General features: G+C 30.9%; 19 protein-coding genes. 1 reads left to right on the top strand and 18 read right to left on the bottom strand.

What is annotated here, in order from left to right; translation table 11 throughout:
• Nucleotides 1-10: 10 nt before the first annotated feature.
• From pyrF to pyrR, 7 genes are all read right to left on the bottom strand, one after another.
• Complete coding sequence (pyrF, locus tag HZY82_RS04340; protein ID WP_135156933.1) at nucleotides 11-709, bottom strand: orotidine-5'-phosphate decarboxylase; 699 nt, start codon at nucleotides 707-709, stop codon at nucleotides 11-13.
• A gap of 45 nt (nucleotides 710-754) precedes the next feature.
• Nucleotides 755-1,669: a dihydroorotate dehydrogenase gene (locus tag HZY82_RS04335; RefSeq protein ID WP_179938799.1), complete on the bottom strand. Its 915-nt coding sequence runs from the start codon at nucleotides 1,667-1,669 to the stop codon at nucleotides 755-757.
• Nucleotides 1,670-1,697: 28 nt separating this feature from the next.
• Nucleotides 1,698-4,874 (bottom strand): carbamoyl-phosphate synthase large subunit, encoded by a 3,177-nt coding sequence (carB, locus tag HZY82_RS04330; protein WP_179938794.1) that lies wholly within the window; start codon nucleotides 4,872-4,874, stop codon nucleotides 1,698-1,700.
• Nucleotides 4,875-4,885: 11 nt separating this feature from the next.
• On the bottom strand, nucleotides 4,886-5,974 hold the full coding sequence (carA, locus tag HZY82_RS04325) for a glutamine-hydrolyzing carbamoyl-phosphate synthase small subunit (protein WP_179938788.1): 1,089 nt from the start codon (nucleotides 5,972-5,974) through the stop codon (nucleotides 4,886-4,888).
• Between the two features lie 10 nt (nucleotides 5,975-5,984).
• The gene (locus HZY82_RS04320) at nucleotides 5,985-7,259 is read right to left on the bottom strand and encodes a dihydroorotase (RefSeq protein ID WP_135156925.1); all 1,275 of its coding nucleotides are present in this window, start codon (nucleotides 7,257-7,259) and stop codon (nucleotides 5,985-5,987) included.
• Nucleotides 7,260-7,270: 11 nt separating this feature from the next.
• Nucleotides 7,271-8,155, bottom strand: a complete 885-nt coding sequence (locus HZY82_RS04315) for an aspartate carbamoyltransferase catalytic subunit (protein ID WP_135156923.1) — start codon at nucleotides 8,153-8,155, stop codon at nucleotides 7,271-7,273.
• 133 nt (nucleotides 8,156-8,288) lie between these two features.
• Nucleotides 8,289-8,819, bottom strand: coding sequence for a bifunctional pyr operon transcriptional regulator/uracil phosphoribosyltransferase PyrR (gene pyrR, locus HZY82_RS04310; RefSeq protein ID WP_135156921.1), 531 nt, complete (start codon nucleotides 8,817-8,819; stop codon nucleotides 8,289-8,291).
• A 432-nt stretch (nucleotides 8,820-9,251) separates the two neighbouring features.
• On the opposite strand from pyrR, the gene HZY82_RS04305 reads away from it, so the two are divergent.
• Nucleotides 9,252-10,883 (top strand): PTS transporter subunit EIIC, encoded by a 1,632-nt coding sequence (locus tag HZY82_RS04305; protein WP_135156919.1) that lies wholly within the window; start codon nucleotides 9,252-9,254, stop codon nucleotides 10,881-10,883.
• A gap of 35 nt (nucleotides 10,884-10,918) precedes the next feature.
• Here HZY82_RS04305 and HZY82_RS04300 read toward each other — a convergent pair whose 3' ends face one another.
• From HZY82_RS04300 to rplT, 11 genes are all read right to left on the bottom strand, one after another.
• Nucleotides 10,919-11,293: a DUF1934 family protein gene (locus tag HZY82_RS04300; protein WP_179938785.1), complete on the bottom strand. Its 375-nt coding sequence runs from the start codon at nucleotides 11,291-11,293 to the stop codon at nucleotides 10,919-10,921.
• Between the two features lie 42 nt (nucleotides 11,294-11,335).
• Entirely contained in the window at nucleotides 11,336-13,258 is a 1,923-nt protein-coding gene (locus HZY82_RS04295) for an ABC-F family ATP-binding cassette domain-containing protein (RefSeq protein ID WP_179938782.1), read from the bottom strand.
• Between the two features lie 169 nt (nucleotides 13,259-13,427).
• Nucleotides 13,428-13,601 carry a 30S ribosomal protein S21 gene (gene rpsU, locus HZY82_RS04290; protein WP_135156913.1) on the bottom strand — a complete coding sequence of 58 codons (174 nt, stop codon included), beginning with the start codon at nucleotides 13,599-13,601 and terminating at the stop codon, nucleotides 13,428-13,430.
• A gap of 145 nt (nucleotides 13,602-13,746) precedes the next feature.
• A complete protein-coding gene (locus HZY82_RS04285; RefSeq protein ID WP_179938780.1) occupies nucleotides 13,747-14,526 on the bottom strand; it encodes a TatD family hydrolase in 780 nt (259 codons plus the stop codon).
• A gap of 42 nt (nucleotides 14,527-14,568) precedes the next feature.
• On the bottom strand, nucleotides 14,569-15,474 hold the full coding sequence (locus HZY82_RS04280; RefSeq protein ID WP_179938778.1) for a DNA-processing protein DprA: 906 nt from the start codon (nucleotides 15,472-15,474) through the stop codon (nucleotides 14,569-14,571).
• 10 nt (nucleotides 15,475-15,484) lie between these two features.
• Nucleotides 15,485-16,522 carry a competence protein CoiA gene (locus tag HZY82_RS04275; RefSeq protein ID WP_179938776.1) on the bottom strand — a complete coding sequence of 346 codons (1,038 nt, stop codon included), beginning with the start codon at nucleotides 16,520-16,522 and terminating at the stop codon, nucleotides 15,485-15,487.
• A gap of 12 nt (nucleotides 16,523-16,534) precedes the next feature.
• Entirely contained in the window at nucleotides 16,535-17,356 is an 822-nt protein-coding gene (locus tag HZY82_RS04270; protein ID WP_179938774.1) for a methyltransferase domain-containing protein, read from the bottom strand.
• The gene (locus tag HZY82_RS04265) at nucleotides 17,353-17,811 is read right to left on the bottom strand and encodes a nucleoside deaminase (protein ID WP_256386471.1); all 459 of its coding nucleotides are present in this window, start codon (nucleotides 17,809-17,811) and stop codon (nucleotides 17,353-17,355) included. Before HZY82_RS04265 ends, HZY82_RS04270 begins: the two co-directional genes overlap by 4 nt.
• Before the next feature lie 117 nt (nucleotides 17,812-17,928).
• Nucleotides 17,929-18,399: a DNA-directed RNA polymerase subunit delta gene (gene rpoE, locus HZY82_RS04260; RefSeq protein ID WP_135156904.1), complete on the bottom strand. Its 471-nt coding sequence runs from the start codon at nucleotides 18,397-18,399 to the stop codon at nucleotides 17,929-17,931.
• An 11-nt stretch (nucleotides 18,400-18,410) separates the two neighbouring features.
• Nucleotides 18,411-20,048 (bottom strand): arginine--tRNA ligase, encoded by a 1,638-nt coding sequence (gene argS, locus HZY82_RS04255; protein ID WP_179938772.1) that lies wholly within the window; start codon nucleotides 20,046-20,048, stop codon nucleotides 18,411-18,413.
• Between the two features lie 363 nt (nucleotides 20,049-20,411).
• On the bottom strand, nucleotides 20,412-20,771 hold the full coding sequence (rplT, locus tag HZY82_RS04250; protein WP_135156900.1) for a 50S ribosomal protein L20: 360 nt from the start codon (nucleotides 20,769-20,771) through the stop codon (nucleotides 20,412-20,414).
• Between the last annotated feature and the right edge of the window lie 50 nt (nucleotides 20,772-20,821).

Here is a 20,821-nt window from a genome sequence, read left to right as displayed (position 1 = left end):
TGCTTTCTCCTTATTTTATAAATTCATCTAAAAATAATTTGTATGCCTCTACCGGATCTTTTGCTTTAGTAATTGGTCTTCCAACTACAATATGAGTAGATCCTAATTTTCTAGCTTCACTAGGTGTGGCTACTCGTTTTTGATCTCCTAGATCATCACTATCAAATCTTATACCCGGTGTTACTTTTAAAAAATTAGTCCTGCTTACCTTATTAATTTTTTCTACTTCATGTACCGAAGAAACGACACCATCAAGCCCCGCTTCTTCTGATAATTTTGCATAATTTAATACAGACTCTTCCAAACTAACTACTAACAACTGTTCTTTCTTCATATTTTCCTCAGAAGTTGATGTTAGTTGCGTTACAGCAATTACAGCTGTTTTTTCATGACCACCATCAATCATTCCTTTCTTAGCTGCTTTAAGCATCTCTACTCCTCCCGCTGCGTGAACAGTCAATATATCAATTGAAAATCTCGCTAGTCCTCTACAAGCACCATAGACTGTATTAGGTATATCATGAAGTTTTAAATCTAAAAAAATCTTATGATCTCTCTTCTTAATTTCTTCTATCACCTTAGGTCCATTTTGTAAATATAGTTCCATACCTACTTTTACAAAAGGCTTTACATCATCAAATTTATCTAAAAATTCTAAAGTTTCTTCTAATGTTGGAAAATCTAATGCTACTATTACATCTCTTTTCATTATCAATACCTCTCCTATAATCTATTAGTTACATATAATATACAACTATCTCCATGCTCTATCTTTTAATTCTAAAATATGAGTAACACCTAACTCATCTAGGACTTTAGGTAAATTATCTATAATCTTAGGACAAGTATATGGATCAAGTAAATTTGCTGTGCCTATAGCTACAGCTGATGCACCTGCTGATATAAAATCAACTACATCCCATTCATCTTTTATTCCACCAATTCCTATAATTGGAATATTTACCGCTTGAGCTACTTGATAAACCATTCTAAGAGCTACTGATTTTACTGCTGTTCCTGATAAACCACCTGTTACATTAGATAAAACTGGTTTACCTGTTTTTTTATCCAATTTCATCCCTAATAAAGTATTTATCATAGTAATTCCATCAGCTCCAGCCTCTTCTACTGCTTTAGCCATAACTACAATATCAGTTACATTAGGTGATAACTTTACATAAACTGGTACACTAGAAACTTTCTTCACTTCTTCTACTAATTCTTTAGCAGCTGAAGGATCACTTCCAAACTGAACACCTCCACACTTTACATTAGGGCAAGAGATATTTAATTCTATAGCTTTAACATTAGCTACTTTTGAAATTCTTTCTGCTACATATACATATTCTTCTATATCAAAACCAGCAACATTAGCAATTACTGGTAAATCATACTCTTCTAATAAGGGTAGTTTTTCAGCTATTATCTTATCTACACCAGGATTTTGAAGTCCTACTGCATTAAGTAGACCTGCTTCTACTTCCGCTACTCTAGGAGATTTATTACCTAGTCTAGCCTCCTTAGTAGCTGCTTTTATTATTATTGCTCCTAATTTTGATAAATCAAATAATTTTCCATACTCATAACCATATGCAAATGTACCTGATGATGGCATTATTGGATTTTTCAAATCTAAACCTGGTAATTCAATTCTTAATCTTTCAGTCATTCTTATCTCCTTAAATATTTTCATTATATTAAACTTCTGCAATATTAAAGCTAATAGATTCTAATACTTTTAATAAAGCATCCACTGTATCTAATGACGTTAAACATACTATATCTTGCTCACTTGCTGCTCGACGAATCTTGAATCCATCACTCGTCGATATTTTCTCTTTTGATGTTGTATTTACGATAATGTTTATTTTTCCATCATAAATTGCATCTAGTACCGTATTTTCTGCATCACTAATTTTTCCTACTTTATTTACACGTAAATTATTATCAACTAAAAATTTAGCTGTTCCCTCTGTAGCTATTAGATTATAGCCTATCTCAGAAAATCTCTTAGCCAGTTCCAAAGCTTCTTCCTTAGAATCATCTGATACTGTAAATAACACATTACCTACTTCTTCAATTTTAAATCCTGCTGCAACAAGACCTTTATATAAAGATTTTTCTAAAGTTAAGTCTACTCCCATTACTTCACCCGTAGATTTCATCTCTGGTCCTAATGTTGTATCGACATCTTTTAATTTTTGGAATGAGAAAACTGGTACTTTAGTATAAACTTTATTAGCTTCCTTTATTAATCCTGTTTCATATCCTTTTTCTTTTAATTTTGCTCCTAAAACTACCTGCATTGCTAATTTAGCCATAGGTACATTAGTAATTTTACTTAAAAATGGAACTGTTCTCGATGAACGTGGATTAACTTCTAGTACAAATATTTCACCTTTAGATATTACATATTGAATATTTAATAATCCTACTATATTCAATCCTTTAGCGAGTCTAATAGTATAGTCAATTAACAGATCTTTTTCATTTTGACTTAAACTTTGAGGTGGGTATACAGCGATTGAATCTCCAGAGTGTACTCCTGCTCTCTCAATATGCTCCATTATTCCAGGGATCACCACTGTTTCTCCGTCACAAATTGCATCTACTTCAATCTCTTTTCCTACTAAATATCTATCTACTAATACGGGATGCTCTGGTGAGACTTTAACAGCATTTTCCATATATCGACATAGTTCTTCTTCCTCATAGACTATCTCCATAGCTCGACCACCAAGTACATAAGATGGTCTTACTAATACTGGATATCCAATTTCTTTCCCATGTTTTACAGCCTCTTCTGTAGTGAATGCTGTTTTTCCCAATGGTTGCGGTATATCCAACCTTCTCAATAAGCTTTCAAATTTATCTCTATTCTCTGCATTGTCAATTTCTTCAAGAGATGTTCCTAAAATCTTAACTCCTTTTTTTGCTAAAGAATCTGCTAAATTAATAGCTGTTTGTCCCCCAAATTGAACTACTACGCCCAATGGTTTTTCATGATCAATTATTGCCATAACATCTTCTATTGTTAATGGCTCAAAATACAATTTATCTGAAATCGAGAAATCTGTTGAAACCGTTTCTGGATTATTGTTAATTATGATAGCTTCATATCCTGCTTCTTTAATTGCTAGTACTGTATGTACTGTCGCATAGTCAAACTCTACCCCTTGCCCTATACGAATAGGTCCAGAGCCCAACACTATGACCTTCTTTTTATCACTTACTATCGACTCATTTTCAAATTCATAAGTTGAATAGAAGTATGGAGTAGAAGATGTGAATTCTGCCGCACAAGTATCTACCATTTTGAATACTGGTTTAATAGACTTATCTTGCCTCATAGCGTAGACTTCCTCTTCCTTCATATTCCACCTATGAGCAATAACCTTATCAGAAAATCCATAACGTTTAGCATATAATAATAAATCAAGATTTCCAACATTATCTTTTAGCTCGTGTTCCAGGTCAATAATATGTTGCATTTTATCTAAAAAGAACATGTCAATTTTAGTTATTTCATGAACTTCTTCCGGTTTAACCCCGCGTCGTAGTGCTTCCCCTATAAAGAATAATCTTTCATCACCAGCCTGCCTAATACGTTTCATAATATAATCAAGCTCAAAGTTTTCCCCATTAGGCAATCCTAAATGGTGAACTCCGTACTCCAATGAACGAATAGCTTTTAATAATGATTCCTCATAAGTTCGCCCCATAGCCATAACTTCTCCAGTTGCTTTCATCTGAGTTCCTAATTTTCTATCTGCTTTCTCAAACTTATCAAATGGGAATCTAGGAATCTTAGAAACTACATAGTCCAGTGCTGGCTCAAAACAAGCATAAGATGACTTAGTTACAGGGTTTATAATTTCATCTAATGTTAATCCAACAGCAATTTTTGCTGCAATTTTTGCAATTGGATATCCTGTTGCTTTTGACGCTAAAGCCGATGAACGTGATACACGTGGATTTACCTCAATAATATAGTATCTAAATGAATGTGGATCTAGTGCTAACTGAACATTGCATCCACCTTCTATTTTTAAAGCTCTTATGATTTTTAAAGAAACATCTCTTAGCATATGATACTCTCTATCTGTTAGAGTTTGAGATGGAGCTACTACGATCGAATCTCCCGTGTGAATTCCTACTGGATCAATATTTTCCATATTACATACAACAATAGCTGTATCATTAGAATCACGCATGACTTCATATTCAATTTCCTTATATCCTGCGATTGATTTTTCTAAAAGACATTGCGTAACTGGAGAATAATATAATCCTTTAGAAACAATTTCTTCTAATTCCTTATCATTATTACAAATTCCTCCACCAGTTCCCCCCATTGTAAAGGCTGGTCTTACAATAACTGGGTAATCAATTTTAGCAACAAAATCTTTAGCCTCATCTAAACTACTAATGATTTCTGATTCTGGTACCGGTTCTCCTAATTCAAACATTAGATCACGGAACAGTTCTCTATCCTCTGCCTGTTCAATAGAAGATAACTTAGTTCCTAAAAGTTCTACATTATAAGTATCTAAAATTCCCCTTTTATGCAATTCTACTGCCATATTAAGTCCTACTTGTCCACCTAAAGTTGGTAATAAAGCGTCAGGTCTTTCTTTTCTAATAATTTTAGTAATGAATTCAGGAGTTAATGGTTCAATATAAACCTTGTCAGCAATTTCTTTATCAGTCATAATTGTTGCTGGATTAGAGTTTACTAAAACAACTTCATATCCCTCTTCCTTAAGAGATAGACAGGCTTGCGTTCCTGCATAATCAAACTCTGCTGCTTGACCGATGATAATAGGACCAGAACCTATTACTAAAATTTTCTTAATATCTGTACGTTTTGGCATATGATTTCTCCTTATTTATTTTTCTTGAATTTTTCCATATTTTCAACAAATTGATCGAATAAGTAATTTGGATCGTGTGGCCCTGGTGCTGCTTCTGGGTGGTATTGAACAGAAAATACTGGGTATTTCTTGTGTCTAAATCCTTCACAAGTTCCATCATTAACAGCAACATGAGTTAATTCTAAATCTGTATTTTTTAGTGAATCAATATCTACTGCATAACCATGATTTTGTGAAGTGATATCTACACGTCCAGTTAGTAAATTTTTTACTGGTTGATTTGCCCCTCTATGCCCAAACTTAAGTTTATAAGTCTTAGCTCCTGCAGCTAAAGCTATAAGTTGATGTCCCATACAAATACCAAAGATTGGTACTTGCGGAATTAGTTCTCTAATAGCTTCTATTGCTTCTGGTACATCTTCTGGGTCTCCCGGTCCATTCGATAACATAATCCCATCTGGTTTTTGCCTTAAAATTTCTTTAGCACTTGAATTATGTGGCATTACTATAATGTCACAATCTCTATCATTTAACTCTCTTAAAATTCCTGATTTAGCACCACAATCTAGTAGGACTACTCTATTTCCTCTACCAGATGATACAAATGAACGTTTAGTAGAAACTTGATCAATTTGATCGGTTGGTAATATATTATTTCTTAATTCGTCCACAACCCCTGTTACATCTCTTTCAGAAGACGTAATTATACCCTTAATAGTTCCATGTTCTCTTATTTTTCTAGTTAGAGCCCTTGTATCAATACCAGCAATACCCGGAATTTCTAAATCTTTTAAAATTTCATCAAGGGTAAATTCTGTTCTAAAGTTAGATGGTTTATGACAAACCTCTCTCACAATCATTCCTTTGATAGTAGGACTGATTGTTTCATAATCATCTCTATTAATTCCATAATTTCCAATTAAAGGATAAGTAAAAGTTACAATTTGCCCATTATAAGATGGATCTGATAAAGTTTCTTGATAACCTGTCATAGCCGTATTAAAAACTACTTCTCCTGTCATCTCTTTGTCAGAACCAAATCCATATCCTTTATATACCGTTCCATCTTCAAGTACTAGTTGTCTATCTAATTTATACATAATTTTCTCCTTAAAAAATTCTCTCATCCTTATATGCTACTTTTCCTTCTACTAAGGTTAATTCTGGAATACCATAAATTTCTTGCCCCTTATAAGGTGTATTTCTTCCTTTAGATAAGAAATTATCTGGATTAATTACTTCTTTTCTTTCTAAATCAATTACTGTCAAATCTGCTAACTCTCCCTCTGCTAATTTTCCATATGGAAGGTCAAAAATTTCCCCAACTCGAGTAGACATCATATTTACTATTTGCTCTAAGGTAAAAATATTTGTTTTTACAAAGTTAGTATATAGTTGTCCAAAGGCAGTTTCAGAACCTACAATTCCAAATGCTGACTCCGCCATAGGAACTTCTTTTTCATGTAATGCATGTGGTGCATGATCTGTTGCGATAATATCAATAGTTCCATCCAATACCCCAGCAATAAGAGCTTGCCTGTCTTCACTAGCTCTTAAGGGTGGATTCATTTTCCACATTCCTATTGCCTCTGTTATATCATTTTCATCACTGATTAAGTGATGAGGACAAACTTCACAAGTTACCTTAATTCCGGTTTTTTTTGCATCTCTTATTATACGTACAGATTCTTTAGTAGACACATGACAAACATGATAGTGGCAAGCTGCATCCTCTGCTAACAAAACATCTCTTGCAATCTGTACCGATTCACAGACTGAAGGAATTCCTTTTTGTCCAAGTTCATCACTTCTCTTACCACAATGCATACAACCTCCGAGAATTAAGGAATTATCCTCACAGTGGGCTACTATTGCCTTATTAAGTTTAGATGCTATCTTCATTGATTGATACATCATATTAGCATCCTGAACTCCTCGTCCATCATCAGAAAATGCAAATACATGCTCACTTAATTCTTCAAACTCTGCATACTCCTCTCCGAGTTCCCCTTTAGTAATAGCACCATAGGGAATAGCTCTAATTACTGAATCTTTTTCAATAATATCTAATTGAAGTTTTAAATTTTCATAAGTATCGGGTACTGGATCTAAATTAGGCATAGGCATAGCAGTTGTAAAACCACCCCTTGCTGCTGCTCTTGATGCATTGTAAATTGACTCCTTGTATTCAAATCCAGGTTCTCTCCAGTGAACATGTACATCGATAAATCCAGGAGATACAAATTTTCCATTAAGCTCTAAAACTTCTGCTCCCTCTAATTCTATTTCATCTTTTATACTCTTAATATATTTTCCTTCCACTAAAATATCTTTTTTAATAAGTTTTCCATTTTCTAAAATTTTACCATTTTTTAAAAGTAACATAGCGTATCTCCTTATAAATTATTATCTTTAATTATTTTTTCTAAAATAGCCTGTCTCATAAACATACCATTTCTCATTTGTTCAAAAATTACCGATTTATCAGCCTCTACTAATTCATCTGCAATTTCAACTCCTCTATTGACTGGAGCTGGATGCATTACAATAGCATAATCTTTCAACTTCACATATCTTTCCTTATTTAATCCATAATTTTTATGAAAATCTTCCTTATCAAAAATTGCGGAACCATCATGTCTTTCATGTTGAACTCTTAATAACATGCAGACATCAATCTCTGATATTACTTCATCAAATTCTACTCTCTGCCCTAAAGTTTCATCTGCAAAAATATCCGGACAAATAAATCTTACCTTAGCACCTAATCTCGTAAGAATATTGTAGTTACTTCTAGCAACCCTAGAATTCTTAATATCCCCTACTATTACTATGTTTAGTCCTTCTATTTTTCCAAAGCGTTCATATATTGTCATAAGATCTAATAAACACTGGCTTGGATGCTCTCCTGATCCATCTCCTCCTGATATAATTGGAATATTTAAAGTGCTCAATTTCTTGTAGTATTCTCTCTCTGGATGCCTTATTACTAGAATTTTAATACCAAGCATCTCCAAAGTTTTACAAGTATCATAAAGTGTTTCTCCCTTATTCACTGATGATGTGGACGCCTCAAAATTTATTAAATTTAAAGCTAGCTTTTTCTGAGCGACTTCAAAAGAATGCTTTGTTCTTGTTGAATTCTCAAAAAATAAATTAGCTACAAACAAATCTTTTCTTTCTAGAGCTTTAGCCCCGTTTTTTAGTTGCAAACCTCTCTCAATTAATTCATAGACTTCTTCCTTACTCAAATCTGACATTGTTACTAAGTTCTTTACCATATTATTCTCCCCGCAAAAATACGCCTTGCTAGCTAAGCTAACAAGGCGCAGTAAAATAGAATACACTCCTAAGGTGTATTGCATAATTTATCCCTTGCTAGTCTCTCTGTACTAACTTAAAAAGATTTTTATATTAAGTTATTAGTAAAATTTTATCTTGTCTATCCACTTCTTTCAAGTGTACTTTTATATTTTCCTTACTTGATGTAGGAATATTCTTACCTACAAAGTCTGCCCTGATAGGTAGTTCTCTATGTCCTCTGTCTACTAATATTGCTAATCTGACAGCTTTTGGTCTAGACCTATCCATTATTGCATCAATAGCCGCTCTTACAGTTCTACCTGTATATAAAACATCATCAACAATTACTATTGTTTTATTAGTGATATCTAATCCAAATTTAAAATTTCTTACTTCAGGATCTACAGAAGACTTTTCAAGATCATCTCTATAAAATGTAATATCTAGACTTTCTAATCCTACTTCTTTTTCTGAAATTGATTTAATCTTCTCCTGTAATCTTTGAGCGATATAAATACCTCTAGTCTTTATACCCACTAGCACAAGATCTTCTAAAAAATCTCCCTTTTCAATAATTTCATACGATATTCTGTTAATCATTTTAGAAATTTGCTCATTATCAAACAAAACTTTTTCTGACATATATTCTCCCATAAAAAAACTCCGACCTAAGTCAGAGTAGTAAATTTTATATCATAAATAAACCAAGCATTCTATGTGCCAAGTATAATAAATTTCCTTACTAGCCTCTCTGGACTGTTTAAAAGAATTTTTATATTAAATTTACTAAATTATACAGTCTTTTTTATAATATGTCAATCTATAATTAATGAATTAATTCATAAATTGAAGCATTCTAAAATACTAACATATATTACAATGAAATGAAAACATGAAAATATCTTGAGTCGTTTTGTTTTGTAAATTTTCTTTACTCAGTAAATGGAAAGCTTATCTACAATTTAAAATTATAACTTAGAGTATATTTTTCTTATTGACATCCCTATATAATTGATAATATAATTAGTTTGTCTTTTATTTATACAGATATATTAATTTAAGGAGGAAAAGACGATGAAAGAAAATAAAATATTTTCTATTCTGCAACGTATCGGTAGATCATTCATGTTACCTATAGCAGTTCTACCTGTTGCAGGTCTTCTACTAGGAATCGGTGCATCATTCACTAATCCTACAACCATAGAATCTTATAAATTAGGAAAAATCCTTGGAGAAGGAACAATCCTACATATGATTTTGACAGTTATGTCTAATGCAGGAGATGCAATTTTCGGAACTCTACCACTAATATTTGCAGTTGGTGTTGCCATAGGTATGGCTAAGAGAGAAAAAGAAGTTGCTGCTCTATCGGCTATGATCGCATTTTTCGTAATGCATACATCTATTAACGCCATGTTAAAAACACACGGACAAATTTTAGCAGATGGTACAGTTGCCGAGCATGTGCTAGGTGGAACAATTGGATCAATAGTTGGTATTCAATCACTTCAAATGGGGGTATTCGGGGGGATTATCGCTGGTCTTGGAGTAGCTTACCTACACAACAAGTATTACCAAATTGAACTTCCTCAAATACTTTCATTCTTTGGTGGATCTAAGTTTATTCCAATCATTTCGACAGTTGTTTATGTATTTGTTGGTATTGCAATGTACTACGTTTGGCCACCTGTGCAAAATGGAATTTATGCTCTTGGTGGACTAGTTACTGGTTCTGGTTACTTCGGAACGTTAATCTATGGATTAATCGAAAGATCATTAATTCCATTCGGATTACACCACGTATTCTACTTACCATTCTGGCAAACAGGAGTTGGTGGGACACTTCAAGTTGGAGGAGAACTAGTACAAGGTGCTCAAAACATCTTCTTCGCTGAGTTAGGAGATAAAAACTGGACTGGAATGTTTACAATCGAACATGCTAGATTTATGGCTGGTAAGTTTCCATTCATGATCTTCGGTTTACCAGCAGCTGCCTTAGCTATGTATCACACTGCTAAGCCAGAAAATAAAAAAGTTGTTGGTGGATTATTAATCTCAGCTGGTCTTACAGCTATGATTACAGGTATTACTGAGCCAATAGAATTCTCATTCTTATTCGTTGCTCCTGTATTATACATCGTTCACGCTTTATTTGCTGGTATATCATTCATGATGATGCACATATTAAATATTCCTATTGGTCAAACATTCTCTGGAGGATTAATAGACTTCTTCCTATTTGGTATCTTACAAGGAAACGCTAAAACAAACTGGTTAACAATGATTCCATTAGGATTGACTTACTCAGTTGTTTACTATTTCATGTTCAGAACATTAATCACAAAATTACAATTAAAAACACCTGGTCGTGAAGATTCTAGTGAAGAGGTTAAATTATACTCTAAAGCTGACTATCTGGAAAAACAAGGTGCCTCTGCTAATGCTGCTAAAGAAGCAGGAGTTAACGAGCAAATCCTTCTAGTAGCTCAAGGTTTAGGTGGACTAGAAAATATTACCGATGTTGATGCATGTGCTACAAGGTTACGTACAACAGTTAAAGATGTTTCATTAATTGATGAAGCAGCATTAAAGCAATCAGGATCTCTAGGGGTAATTAAAGCTGGTAATGGAGTCCAAGTTATCTACGGACCACGTGTTTCTATTGTTAAATCACAATTAGAAGAATACTGGCACAATAACCACTAATAAAAAAAGACTTGCTGATCACAGCAAGTCTTTTTTTATCGTCTTATTAGTATCTTTAATTTATTTAATTGATTATCTACTTTAGAAAAAATTATTCTATACAGCATCTCAAATTGAATAAACTTACTTTTCTCTTTTATTTCTACCGATAGTAATTGAGTCTGTAAGTCTATTGGTCCATAGTCTGTCATATACTGACTACTAGTTATCTCTTTTCCTATATTCAGGTTTGATCCTCCTTTTTTTATCAATACTTTTTCTCCACTTTTATCAATCTTAATATCACATAGCTCAGAATGCTTATCTTTATATATTATCTGATAAAATTTCTCTTCTTCTAAAAAATCTCCTTCATTTTTTTCAAATAATAATTTTTCATTATTTATATATGTTGTTACTTGAATATTCATATTAACTCCTATATATTATCTTACTTCTCATATAAAAAAAGATTAATTCCCTTCCATATTCTCAAGTTCTTCTTCCAATTCTAACCAACGCTCATTTAATTCTTCTAACTTAAGGTTAGCTTCTTGAAGTTTAGTATTATATTCTTGCGTTTTTTCAACATCTGTATAGACTTCTTCTTTTACAAGTTCCTTATTTATCTTAGAAATCTCCTCTTCTAAAGTTTCTATATCAATAACTACTGCATCTCTTTCACGTTCTAGTTTTCTATGAAGTTTCTTCTCCTCTTTACCTAATGCATAAGAATTTTTTTCCCTTACTAGCTCTTTCTTGTCCTCTTTTCCAGCTATTTCTTGGGCAATTTTTTCTTGCTCTCTCTTTTCTAAATAGTAATCAAAATTTCCTAAGTATAAATTATACTTATTTTCATCTATAAAAATTATCTTATTGGCAATCTTATTAATAAAATATCTATCATGACTTACGAAGATAAGAGTTCCCTCATAGTTTTCTAAAGCAGACTCTAGTACTTGCTTACTAACTATATCAAGATGGTTAGTGGGTTCATCTAAAATTAACAGGTTATTTTTTTCAAGCATTAATTTTGCAAGTTGTAATCTCGCTTTCTCTCCTCCAGATAAATCCCTAACAAGCTTTAGAACATCTTCCCCTGAAAATAAGAAACGACCTAATACACTACGCACATCAGCTTCTTTCATATTTGGATACTCATCCCATAATTCTTGTAAAATTGTCTTTACAGACTCAAATTCAGCTTGTTTTTGATCATAATAACCCAAAGATACTTTAGAACCATAAGTTACTTCTCCATCAAGAAAGTCTGACTTTTTAGCAATAGCTTTTATAAGAGTGGATTTACCAACACCATTTCTTCCTACAATTGCAATCCTATCTCCCTTATAGACATCTATATTATAAGAGGGACCAATCTGCTCTTTCTCATATCCTACTTTTAAATCAAAGATTCTAAGTACATCTCTACCAGACTGTTCATTGATAGAAAACTCTATATGGGCCCTTTTTTCATCTTTACGCGGATTATCAATACGTTCAATTCTATCAAGAATTTTTTGTCTAGACTTGGCCATACCTGATGTTGATGATCTAGCAATATTCTTTTGAACAAAGTCTTCTAATTTTTTAATATCTTTTTGTTGGCTAATATATTCTCTAAGATGCTTTTCATAATCTTCTTCGTACTGCTTAAGAAATTTAGAGTAATTACCCACATACTTCTTAGTACGTCCAAACTCTACATTATAAACAATATTTACAATTTTATCTAAGAAGTACCTATCGTGACTGACTACTACAACAGCACCTGGATAAGCATTTAAGTAATTTTCTAACCAAGCAACATTTTCCATATCAAGGTGGTTAGTAGGCTCGTCTAGAATTAAAATATCAGGTTCACTAAGTAATAATTTAGCCATAGAAATACGCGTCTTTTGTCCTCCAGAAAAATTAGAAATAGATTTATTCAAATCATTTTCTGAAAAATCTAAACCATATAAAACTGACTTTATTTTTGATTTATAATGATAGTCATTATGGGTCAATACCATATTTTGTAAAGCATCATATCTATTTAAAAGTCCATGATCCGATTCAAGATTTTCAGCTGTTAGTTCTTCCGACAGTCTTTCTAGTTCTTTTTCTAAACTTATAATTTCATCAAAACAAGAAAGCATTTCCTCATAAACCGTCTTATCCTCCTTAACAATAAATTCTTGTGATAAATAACCAATACTCACATTCTTAGATACTACTCTCTCTCCAGAATCATAAGAAGTTATACCAGCAATAACCTTAAGTAAGGTAGATTTTCCAGCACCATTTCGTCCGACAATAGCTATCTTATCTTTTTCATTAATCTCTAACTTTACCTTAGAAAAAACTTCTGTAACAACAAAATATTTACTTATATTATTTAATTGAAGTAACATAACTACTCCTTTCATTATATTATTAACAAATATTATAAATTATATCAAAAATTTGATTATATTAACAGTAATCAAAAATAAAAAACCCCACCACTTAGAGTGATGAGGCTAAATCTAAAAGAGGGAAATTCTTTAGATTTATAAACTTGAAAAATAAATTAATTAAAAATTAGAATTTACGTTTTCTAGCTGCTTCAGATTTTTTCTTACGACGAACACTTGGTTTTTCGTAGAATTCACGTTTACGTACTTCTTGAATAGTACCATTTTTAGAAACAGCACGTTTGAAACGACGTAGCGCGTCCTCTAAAGTTTCGTTTTTACGAACTACAGTTTTTGACATTGGATTTCCCTCCCTCCGATATTAAAAAGTCTAAATTTATAGAATTGTTAAAACACAATCCACTAATTTATTTTATATTATTTTTTAGAAATTGTCAATAAAATATCAAAATTTCTTAATTACCTAGATCTAAGTAATATATTTACTATTTTCTATAATCTATATTAAATAATCTACAAGCATTTTCAAAAGATGCTTCTGCTAATTTAGTATAAGTCATCTCTCTCAGATCCGCTATTTCTTGAGCTACATTTTTTACATAAGCTGGTTCATTTCTCTGTCCCCTATATGGAACTGGAGATAGATATGGGCAATCTGTTTCCACTAATAATTTATCTAAAGGACATAATTTTGCTACTTCTTTTGCCTTTTTAGCATTTTTATAAGTAACCGGTCCGCCTAAAGAAATAAGGAAATTTTCTTTTAATGCTATATTCATCGATTCTACTGAACCAGAAAAACAATGCATTATTCCTCCTACTTCTTTAGCATTTTCTTCTTTTAAAATTTCTAGTACATCTGCCATAGCTTCACGACAGTGAATTACTATTGGCTTATTCACTTCCTTGGCTAGAGCTATTTGTTTTCTAAATACTTCTTTTTGTATATCTTTTGGGGATTTATCCCAATGATAATCTAGTCCAATTTCTCCAATAGCAATTACCTTAGGATTTGTTAAGGCTATTTCTTTAATCATATCGTATTTTTCTTGATTAAAATCAATAGCTTCCACCGGATGCCATCCTACTGTTAAATACAATTCTTCATAATTTTTTACTATTTCTAAGGCCCTTTTTATAGATTTATCATCAAATCCAACTATATTGATTAGTTTCACACCAGCTTCTCTAGCACTCTTCATCGTTTCTTCTAAATCATTCAAAAAGGCATCATCATTCAAATGTGCATGTGTATCAAATAACATTATGTCTTCTCCTAATATCAAATATCTACCATTATACCATATTTAAGACTTAAACCTTAGTTCATCATTCAAATCACTTAATTTATTAAATAGTATGGCTCCCGATTTTATATGTTCATTCAATGCTCCGCTCATTTTATCTCCAAACCTTCCTGGTAAACAAAATACACTATTGCCTATATCTAAAGCATAATCTATTGTCCTAGATGTTCCAGATTTACTAGCTGCTTCTGTTACTAGTAAACCTAATCCAAAAGCAGCCACTAGTCTATTTCTTTCTAAAAATCTATATTTTCTTATTCCAGATGTTGGAAAATACTCTGACACTATTATATGATTCTTTTTCATTTCTTCATATAATTTAATATTTTCTTCTGGATATATTGTATTATGTCCGTGACCTATAATCCCTATAGTATATCCCTTATTTTTTATTGTTTTCTCATGTACTAATCTATCTACTCCAGACGCTATTCCAGATACAGTTACAAAATTATTTTTTACAAGATAAGGTACTATTTGATCCAAAGATTTATCAGAATAACTTGTATTATGTCTTGTTCCAACTATAGATATTTTTCTTTTAAATAGGAGTAAGTCTTTATTACCTCTATAAAATAGTATAAAGGGAAAATCATAGAGCTTAAATAAATTTTGGGGATAGTATTCTGAATCAAAAAATAAATAGTTTGTTTTATAAAATTTAAAATATTTGTCATAGTTAAAATCCATATTATTATGAAATTTTTCATATATATCGTCACTATTTTTACCAAACAACTTTATAAAAGACTCTCTATTTAACTTAGCAATTTCTTCTATTTTTTCTAATTTTCCTAATATCTTATGAATTTTTAAACTAGTTACTTTTTCTATAGCTACCAAAGATAATAATATTCTTTTTTCCATATCATTCAATTTTTTATTAAGCAGTTCTTCTCTATTCATAAGCATTCTCCTAAATTTTTACTAATTCTATATAATATTTTTTAACTAACTTCTCAATTATTTTTGCTTTTATTTTATCTGATAAATAAATAGAATCTACTAATTCCATATAGGTATACATATACTTCAATATTTCTACATACGTCCTATTTTCCTTATACATTTTATAAACCTTAGTCTGCCACATAAATATAGGTGTTTTTACAAGTAAGTCCTCCACACTAGGGATCCCTATTATTTCTGGTATATCATTTAAAGCAATTCTTGAATTATAAAATAAGCTAAGCACCTTATTTTTTACTGTCTTATCAAACTTAAGTTGTACATATAAATAATTTTCAATATGAGACCTATCTATCTTGCTAATTAAATTTTTTTTAGAAAATTTAAAATTAAGTGGTAGTCTAAAATTTTCTAATTTACATACTTGTTTTATTGCGACTGCATGTCTTTTTTTCAATCTATTCGGCCATATTTGATAGAATACAAGTTGTTTATTTTCTAAATCATATCCATAAAAAAATACACAACCCTTGTGATAATTTAAAAAATTTTCCACAAAAGCTGCATATCTTATATAAGCTATATTATTGTAAAACTTGAATTCCTTAACAAACTTATTTAAGTCTATTAACCAAATAAGTTTTATCCCTGCTTTTTCATAGCCAATAGTTCTCTCTTTTATTTGAGAACTTGATATTATAGAGCGTTGGTACTCAAAAGCAATATTCTTATCTACTAAATAAATATCAGCAATTTGCAAATTATCATCCGCTTTAAAAATATATTCCAGTTTAACATCACTATATATTCTTTTAAAATGATCATAAAAATCTTTCTTAGTCAACAAGTGTTCCTTACTTTCACTTTTATATGAATTATAAGAACATGATAATTTCTTCTTATGAGCAAAGTGTGATTGAATTTTTCTTCCTTTTTTATAAAGTAAAGATTTTTTACAATGTGGACAAAAATATTCCTGTCCTTTTTCCACACTTAGCTCTAAAACGTTAACAATATTCCCTTTACTATCTAGAGCTATATACATAAAAATCAACTCCTATTTTTTGAGTTTTAAAATAAGCATCTCTAATTCTACTGTAATTTCTTTTAAGTTTTCTATATGTTTCTCACTTATTTCTTTAGAAAAAGATAAGGGTGTCATTTTCAAAAAGTTTTCAGCATCTTCTTTAGAGAGAGTATAAGTTTTACCTACTAAATTTCTTTTAACTATATCTGCAAACTTGCTAAGTTGATCTATTGTCTCCTGATTACTATAATCATCAATTTCTAATAAATTTCTTATTTCTTTTAAATAATTACTAGATGGGATAATTTTTAAAACTAAACCGTCATCTTTCAAGATTCTAACAAATTCTTCATAATTTGCAGGGCTTAGTATATTTAAAATAAGATCTACAGTCTTATCAGAAAAAGGAATATTAGCAAGATTAGCCAAGATATAAGGATTCTTCTTATCATATTTCACAGCGTATTCTATAGCTGATTTAGCATTGTCTAAACCATAAAAGTAAGTTTCTGGATATTTTTCTTTTAATTCTTTAATATAATAACCCTCTCCGCAACCTAAATCTACAATAATCTCAGATTTTCTTTCATTAATAAATTTCTTTATTTCCTCTAATAGCTGCTTATAAAATCCATTTGAAAAAACATAATTTCTAGCTTTAAACAATTTTTCATCATACTTACTATCTTTATAATTATTAATTAAATGTATATAACCTTTCTTAGAAAAGTCATAGGAATGATTATTTATACACTTTAAAGATATATTATTAATTTTTGCTAAATTTTTACATTTAGGGCAAGAGTAATCTAGTTCTTTATTAAATTTTTTTATAACATTTTCTATTTTCATCTTTTACTATCTCTGAGTTTTTTAAAAAATTTTTTCATTATTTTTGAACATTCTTCTTCCATAATTCCCGATACTATATTAGCATCATGATTAAAAATTCCACTAGCTACTATATTCATTTTAGACCCACAACAACCATTTTTTGGATCTCTAGCACCAAATATAACATTCTCTATCCTTGCTTGAACTATTGCCCCACTACACATCATGCAAGGTTCTATTGTTGAATACAAGTATGTATTATCCAATCTCCAAAATCCCATTTTTTCACAAGCTTCCTTTATAACTAAAATTTCAGCATGATTTAAAGCTTGCTGACTTTCCTCTCTATTATTATGTGCCCTTGATATTATTTGTCCATCAACAACTAAAACTGCCCCTATGGGAACTTCTCCTTTATTATAGGCTTTTTGGGCCTCTTCAATCGCTAGTGACATATAAAATTTGTGATCCACTCCTAGCTTCTCCTTTAATCTACTTCTTAATAAAATTGTATCAAATATAAATATACTTAGCAATATTTTTGAAAAAAAAAAGATTGAGAATAATTCTCAATCTTTAAATTTAAAATACTAGAAACTCTCTTCCTCTGAATCAATTGAAAATTTCGACGCTATATCTGTACTCTCAGTAAATCCACCATCAAAAATTTCTGTTTCATCATCTTCAGATGCTCTATGCTCATCAATTTCATCTGTAACTTCGATTTCTTCAGCTACTTCTTCTTCAAGATCATTTTCATCATCAAATACATCTAATGAAGTAGTTGATATACTTGGTTCTACAAAAGCCTTAACATCTTCCATAGTTAAATCATCTCTTAATGCCCATGTTCCATCTTCAACACATACAAATCTCCCATCTACATTTAGATCTGTATAAAAATAAGACATAATTGATGCAAACTCTTGGTCAGATACATTGTACTGGGGTCTAATAGAATCCATAAAATCATAGATATTCAAATTTTTAATACCATTATCTACCATATATTGGTAACATTGTTCCGTAATTGAACTACTGTTAATTTTTCTTCCTGTCATTATTTTTCTCCTTACATTCTCTCTGGAGCAGATACTCCTACTAATTCTAACGCATTTTTAATAGTTATTTTAACTGCTGTTATTAAAGCTAAGTAACTTTGTGTTTGCTCTTTGTTATCACTAATTACTTTATTATTTCCATAGAATTTATGAAATGAAGCAGCCAGTGTTTGCATATAATTACATACTCGATGTGGCTCCCTATGTTTTGCTGCTTGGGCCACTAATTCTGGGAAGTAAGCTAAATTCTTAAGAATTTCTACTGAATAAGGATCAGTCAATAATTCCTTATCATAAACTGTAAATTCAAGACCTTGATCTTCTGCTTGTCTTAGAATTGAACAAATTCGAGCGTGAGCATATTGTACATAGTAAAGTGGATTATCACTTGATTGTTCTTTAGCTAAAGCAAAATCAAAATCTAAATGAGTATCTGCACTGCGCATTGCTAAGAAGTATCGTGCTGCATCGGTACCTACTTCTTCTATCAGATCACGTATTGTAATTAACTTACCTGTACGCTTGCTCATTTTTATTTCTTGACCATCTTCTAATAGTCTCACAAGTTGCATAATTAAGACTTCTAAATTTTCTGATTTATAGCCAGAGGCATTGACTGACGCTTTAAGTCTTGGAACATAGCCATGGTGATCAGCTCCAAATAAATTAATTAATTTATCATATCCTCTATCAAATTTATCCTTGTGGTAAGCTATATCTGGTGTGAAATAAGTATAGGAACCATCTGCCTTAATAAGAACACGGTCTTTATCATCTCCCGTCCCTAAGCTAGTAGTTCTAAGCCATACTGCTTCACTTTCTTCAAATACATAACCACTTTCTTTTAAGGCAGCTAAAGTATCTGTAATTTTTCCACTTTCATAAAGCCAGGTTTCTCTATAGAAATTATCAAATTCTACTCTGAAATCACTTAAATCTTTTTTCAATTTATTCAATTGATAATTTACTGAATACTCACGTAAAAACTTCATGTAATCTTTTTCAGATTTTTCTAAAAGATTTGCATCAAACTCTTCAGCAAGAAGCTTCCCTAATAACATGATATCTTTTCCATTGTATCCGTCTTCTGGCATAGCTACATCTTGTCCTAATGCTTGTTTATATCTTGCATCAACAGATAAAATTAAATTGTTAATTTGATTTCCTGCATCATTTACATAATATTCTCTAGTTACATCATAAGATGATTTTTTCATAATTCTTACTATAGAATCTGCCACTGCACCATTACGAGCATGTCCTACATGTAAATCTCCTGTTGGATTTGCTGAAACATATTCTAATAAAACTTTTTCACTATTTCCTGAATTATTCTGACCAAAGTCATCTTTTTCTAATAAAACTTTGTCCAAAACTTCTACTAAACTAGATTTGTTAACGAAAAAATTAATAAATCCTGGTCCTGCTATATCTATTTTTTTTACAAAGTCATTATCTTCCATATTAGCAATGATTTCTTCTGCAATCATACGTGGATTCTTTTTTAATACTTTTGTTAATTGCATTGCAATATTAGAAGAAAAATCTCCATTTTCTGTATTTTTTGGAGTTTCTACATATATATCAATTGTCTTCTCTGTAATTTTTGCAACAGAGTTTTCTAGTAACCTTACAATTTTATTTTTCATTAATTACTCCTACCTAATTTATATACATTAAGTTTATTTACAATGTTATATTATAACATATATTCTTAATTTATTAAATAATTTGTGGCATAAAAGATGATTTAAATTGACTTTTAAATAGTATTTTTATCTAATTTGTAAATTTAAACTTTTTTAGATAAAAATAAATATTAAAATAGGTCTATTCCTTATGATAATGAAAAACCGTCGACTTAAATATTTTTAAGGGATACCTTAGATAGATTCTATAATTAATTTTTTATTAAAATAAGATATAGAACTACAGATTTCAAAGTACTATATTTTTATACTTTAACCTAATAAAAAGCCTAGTGTGTTAACACACTAGGCTTTTTATTATTATTATTTGTTTAAAGCAGTTTTAGCTTGTTCACAAAGATTAGTAAATGCAGCTGAATCATGGATTGCTAATTCAGATAACATTTTACGGTTAATTTCAATTCCCGCAACTTTTAATCCATTCATTAAACGGCTATATGATAATCCATTTAATCTAGCAGCAGCGTTTATACGAACTATCCATAATCTTCTAAAGTTACGCTTTGTTTGACGACGATCACGGAATGCGTATAATCCTGATTTCATTACTTGTTGCTTAGCAACTTTGAATAGAGTAGATTTCGAACCGAAATAACCCTTAGCTAATTTTAAAACCTTTTTACGGCGACGACGAGTCACTGTTCCACCTTTTACACGTGGCATATCAAATTCCTCCTTACGAATACATAAAATAAATTAAATTATCTTATATC

This window comes from Gemella sp. GL1, from assembly GCF_013415365.1.
In the GTDB taxonomy this organism is placed as follows: Bacteria; Bacillota; Bacilli; order Staphylococcales; family Gemellaceae; genus Gemelliphila.
This window is presented reverse-complemented; position numbering and strand designations above follow the sequence as displayed.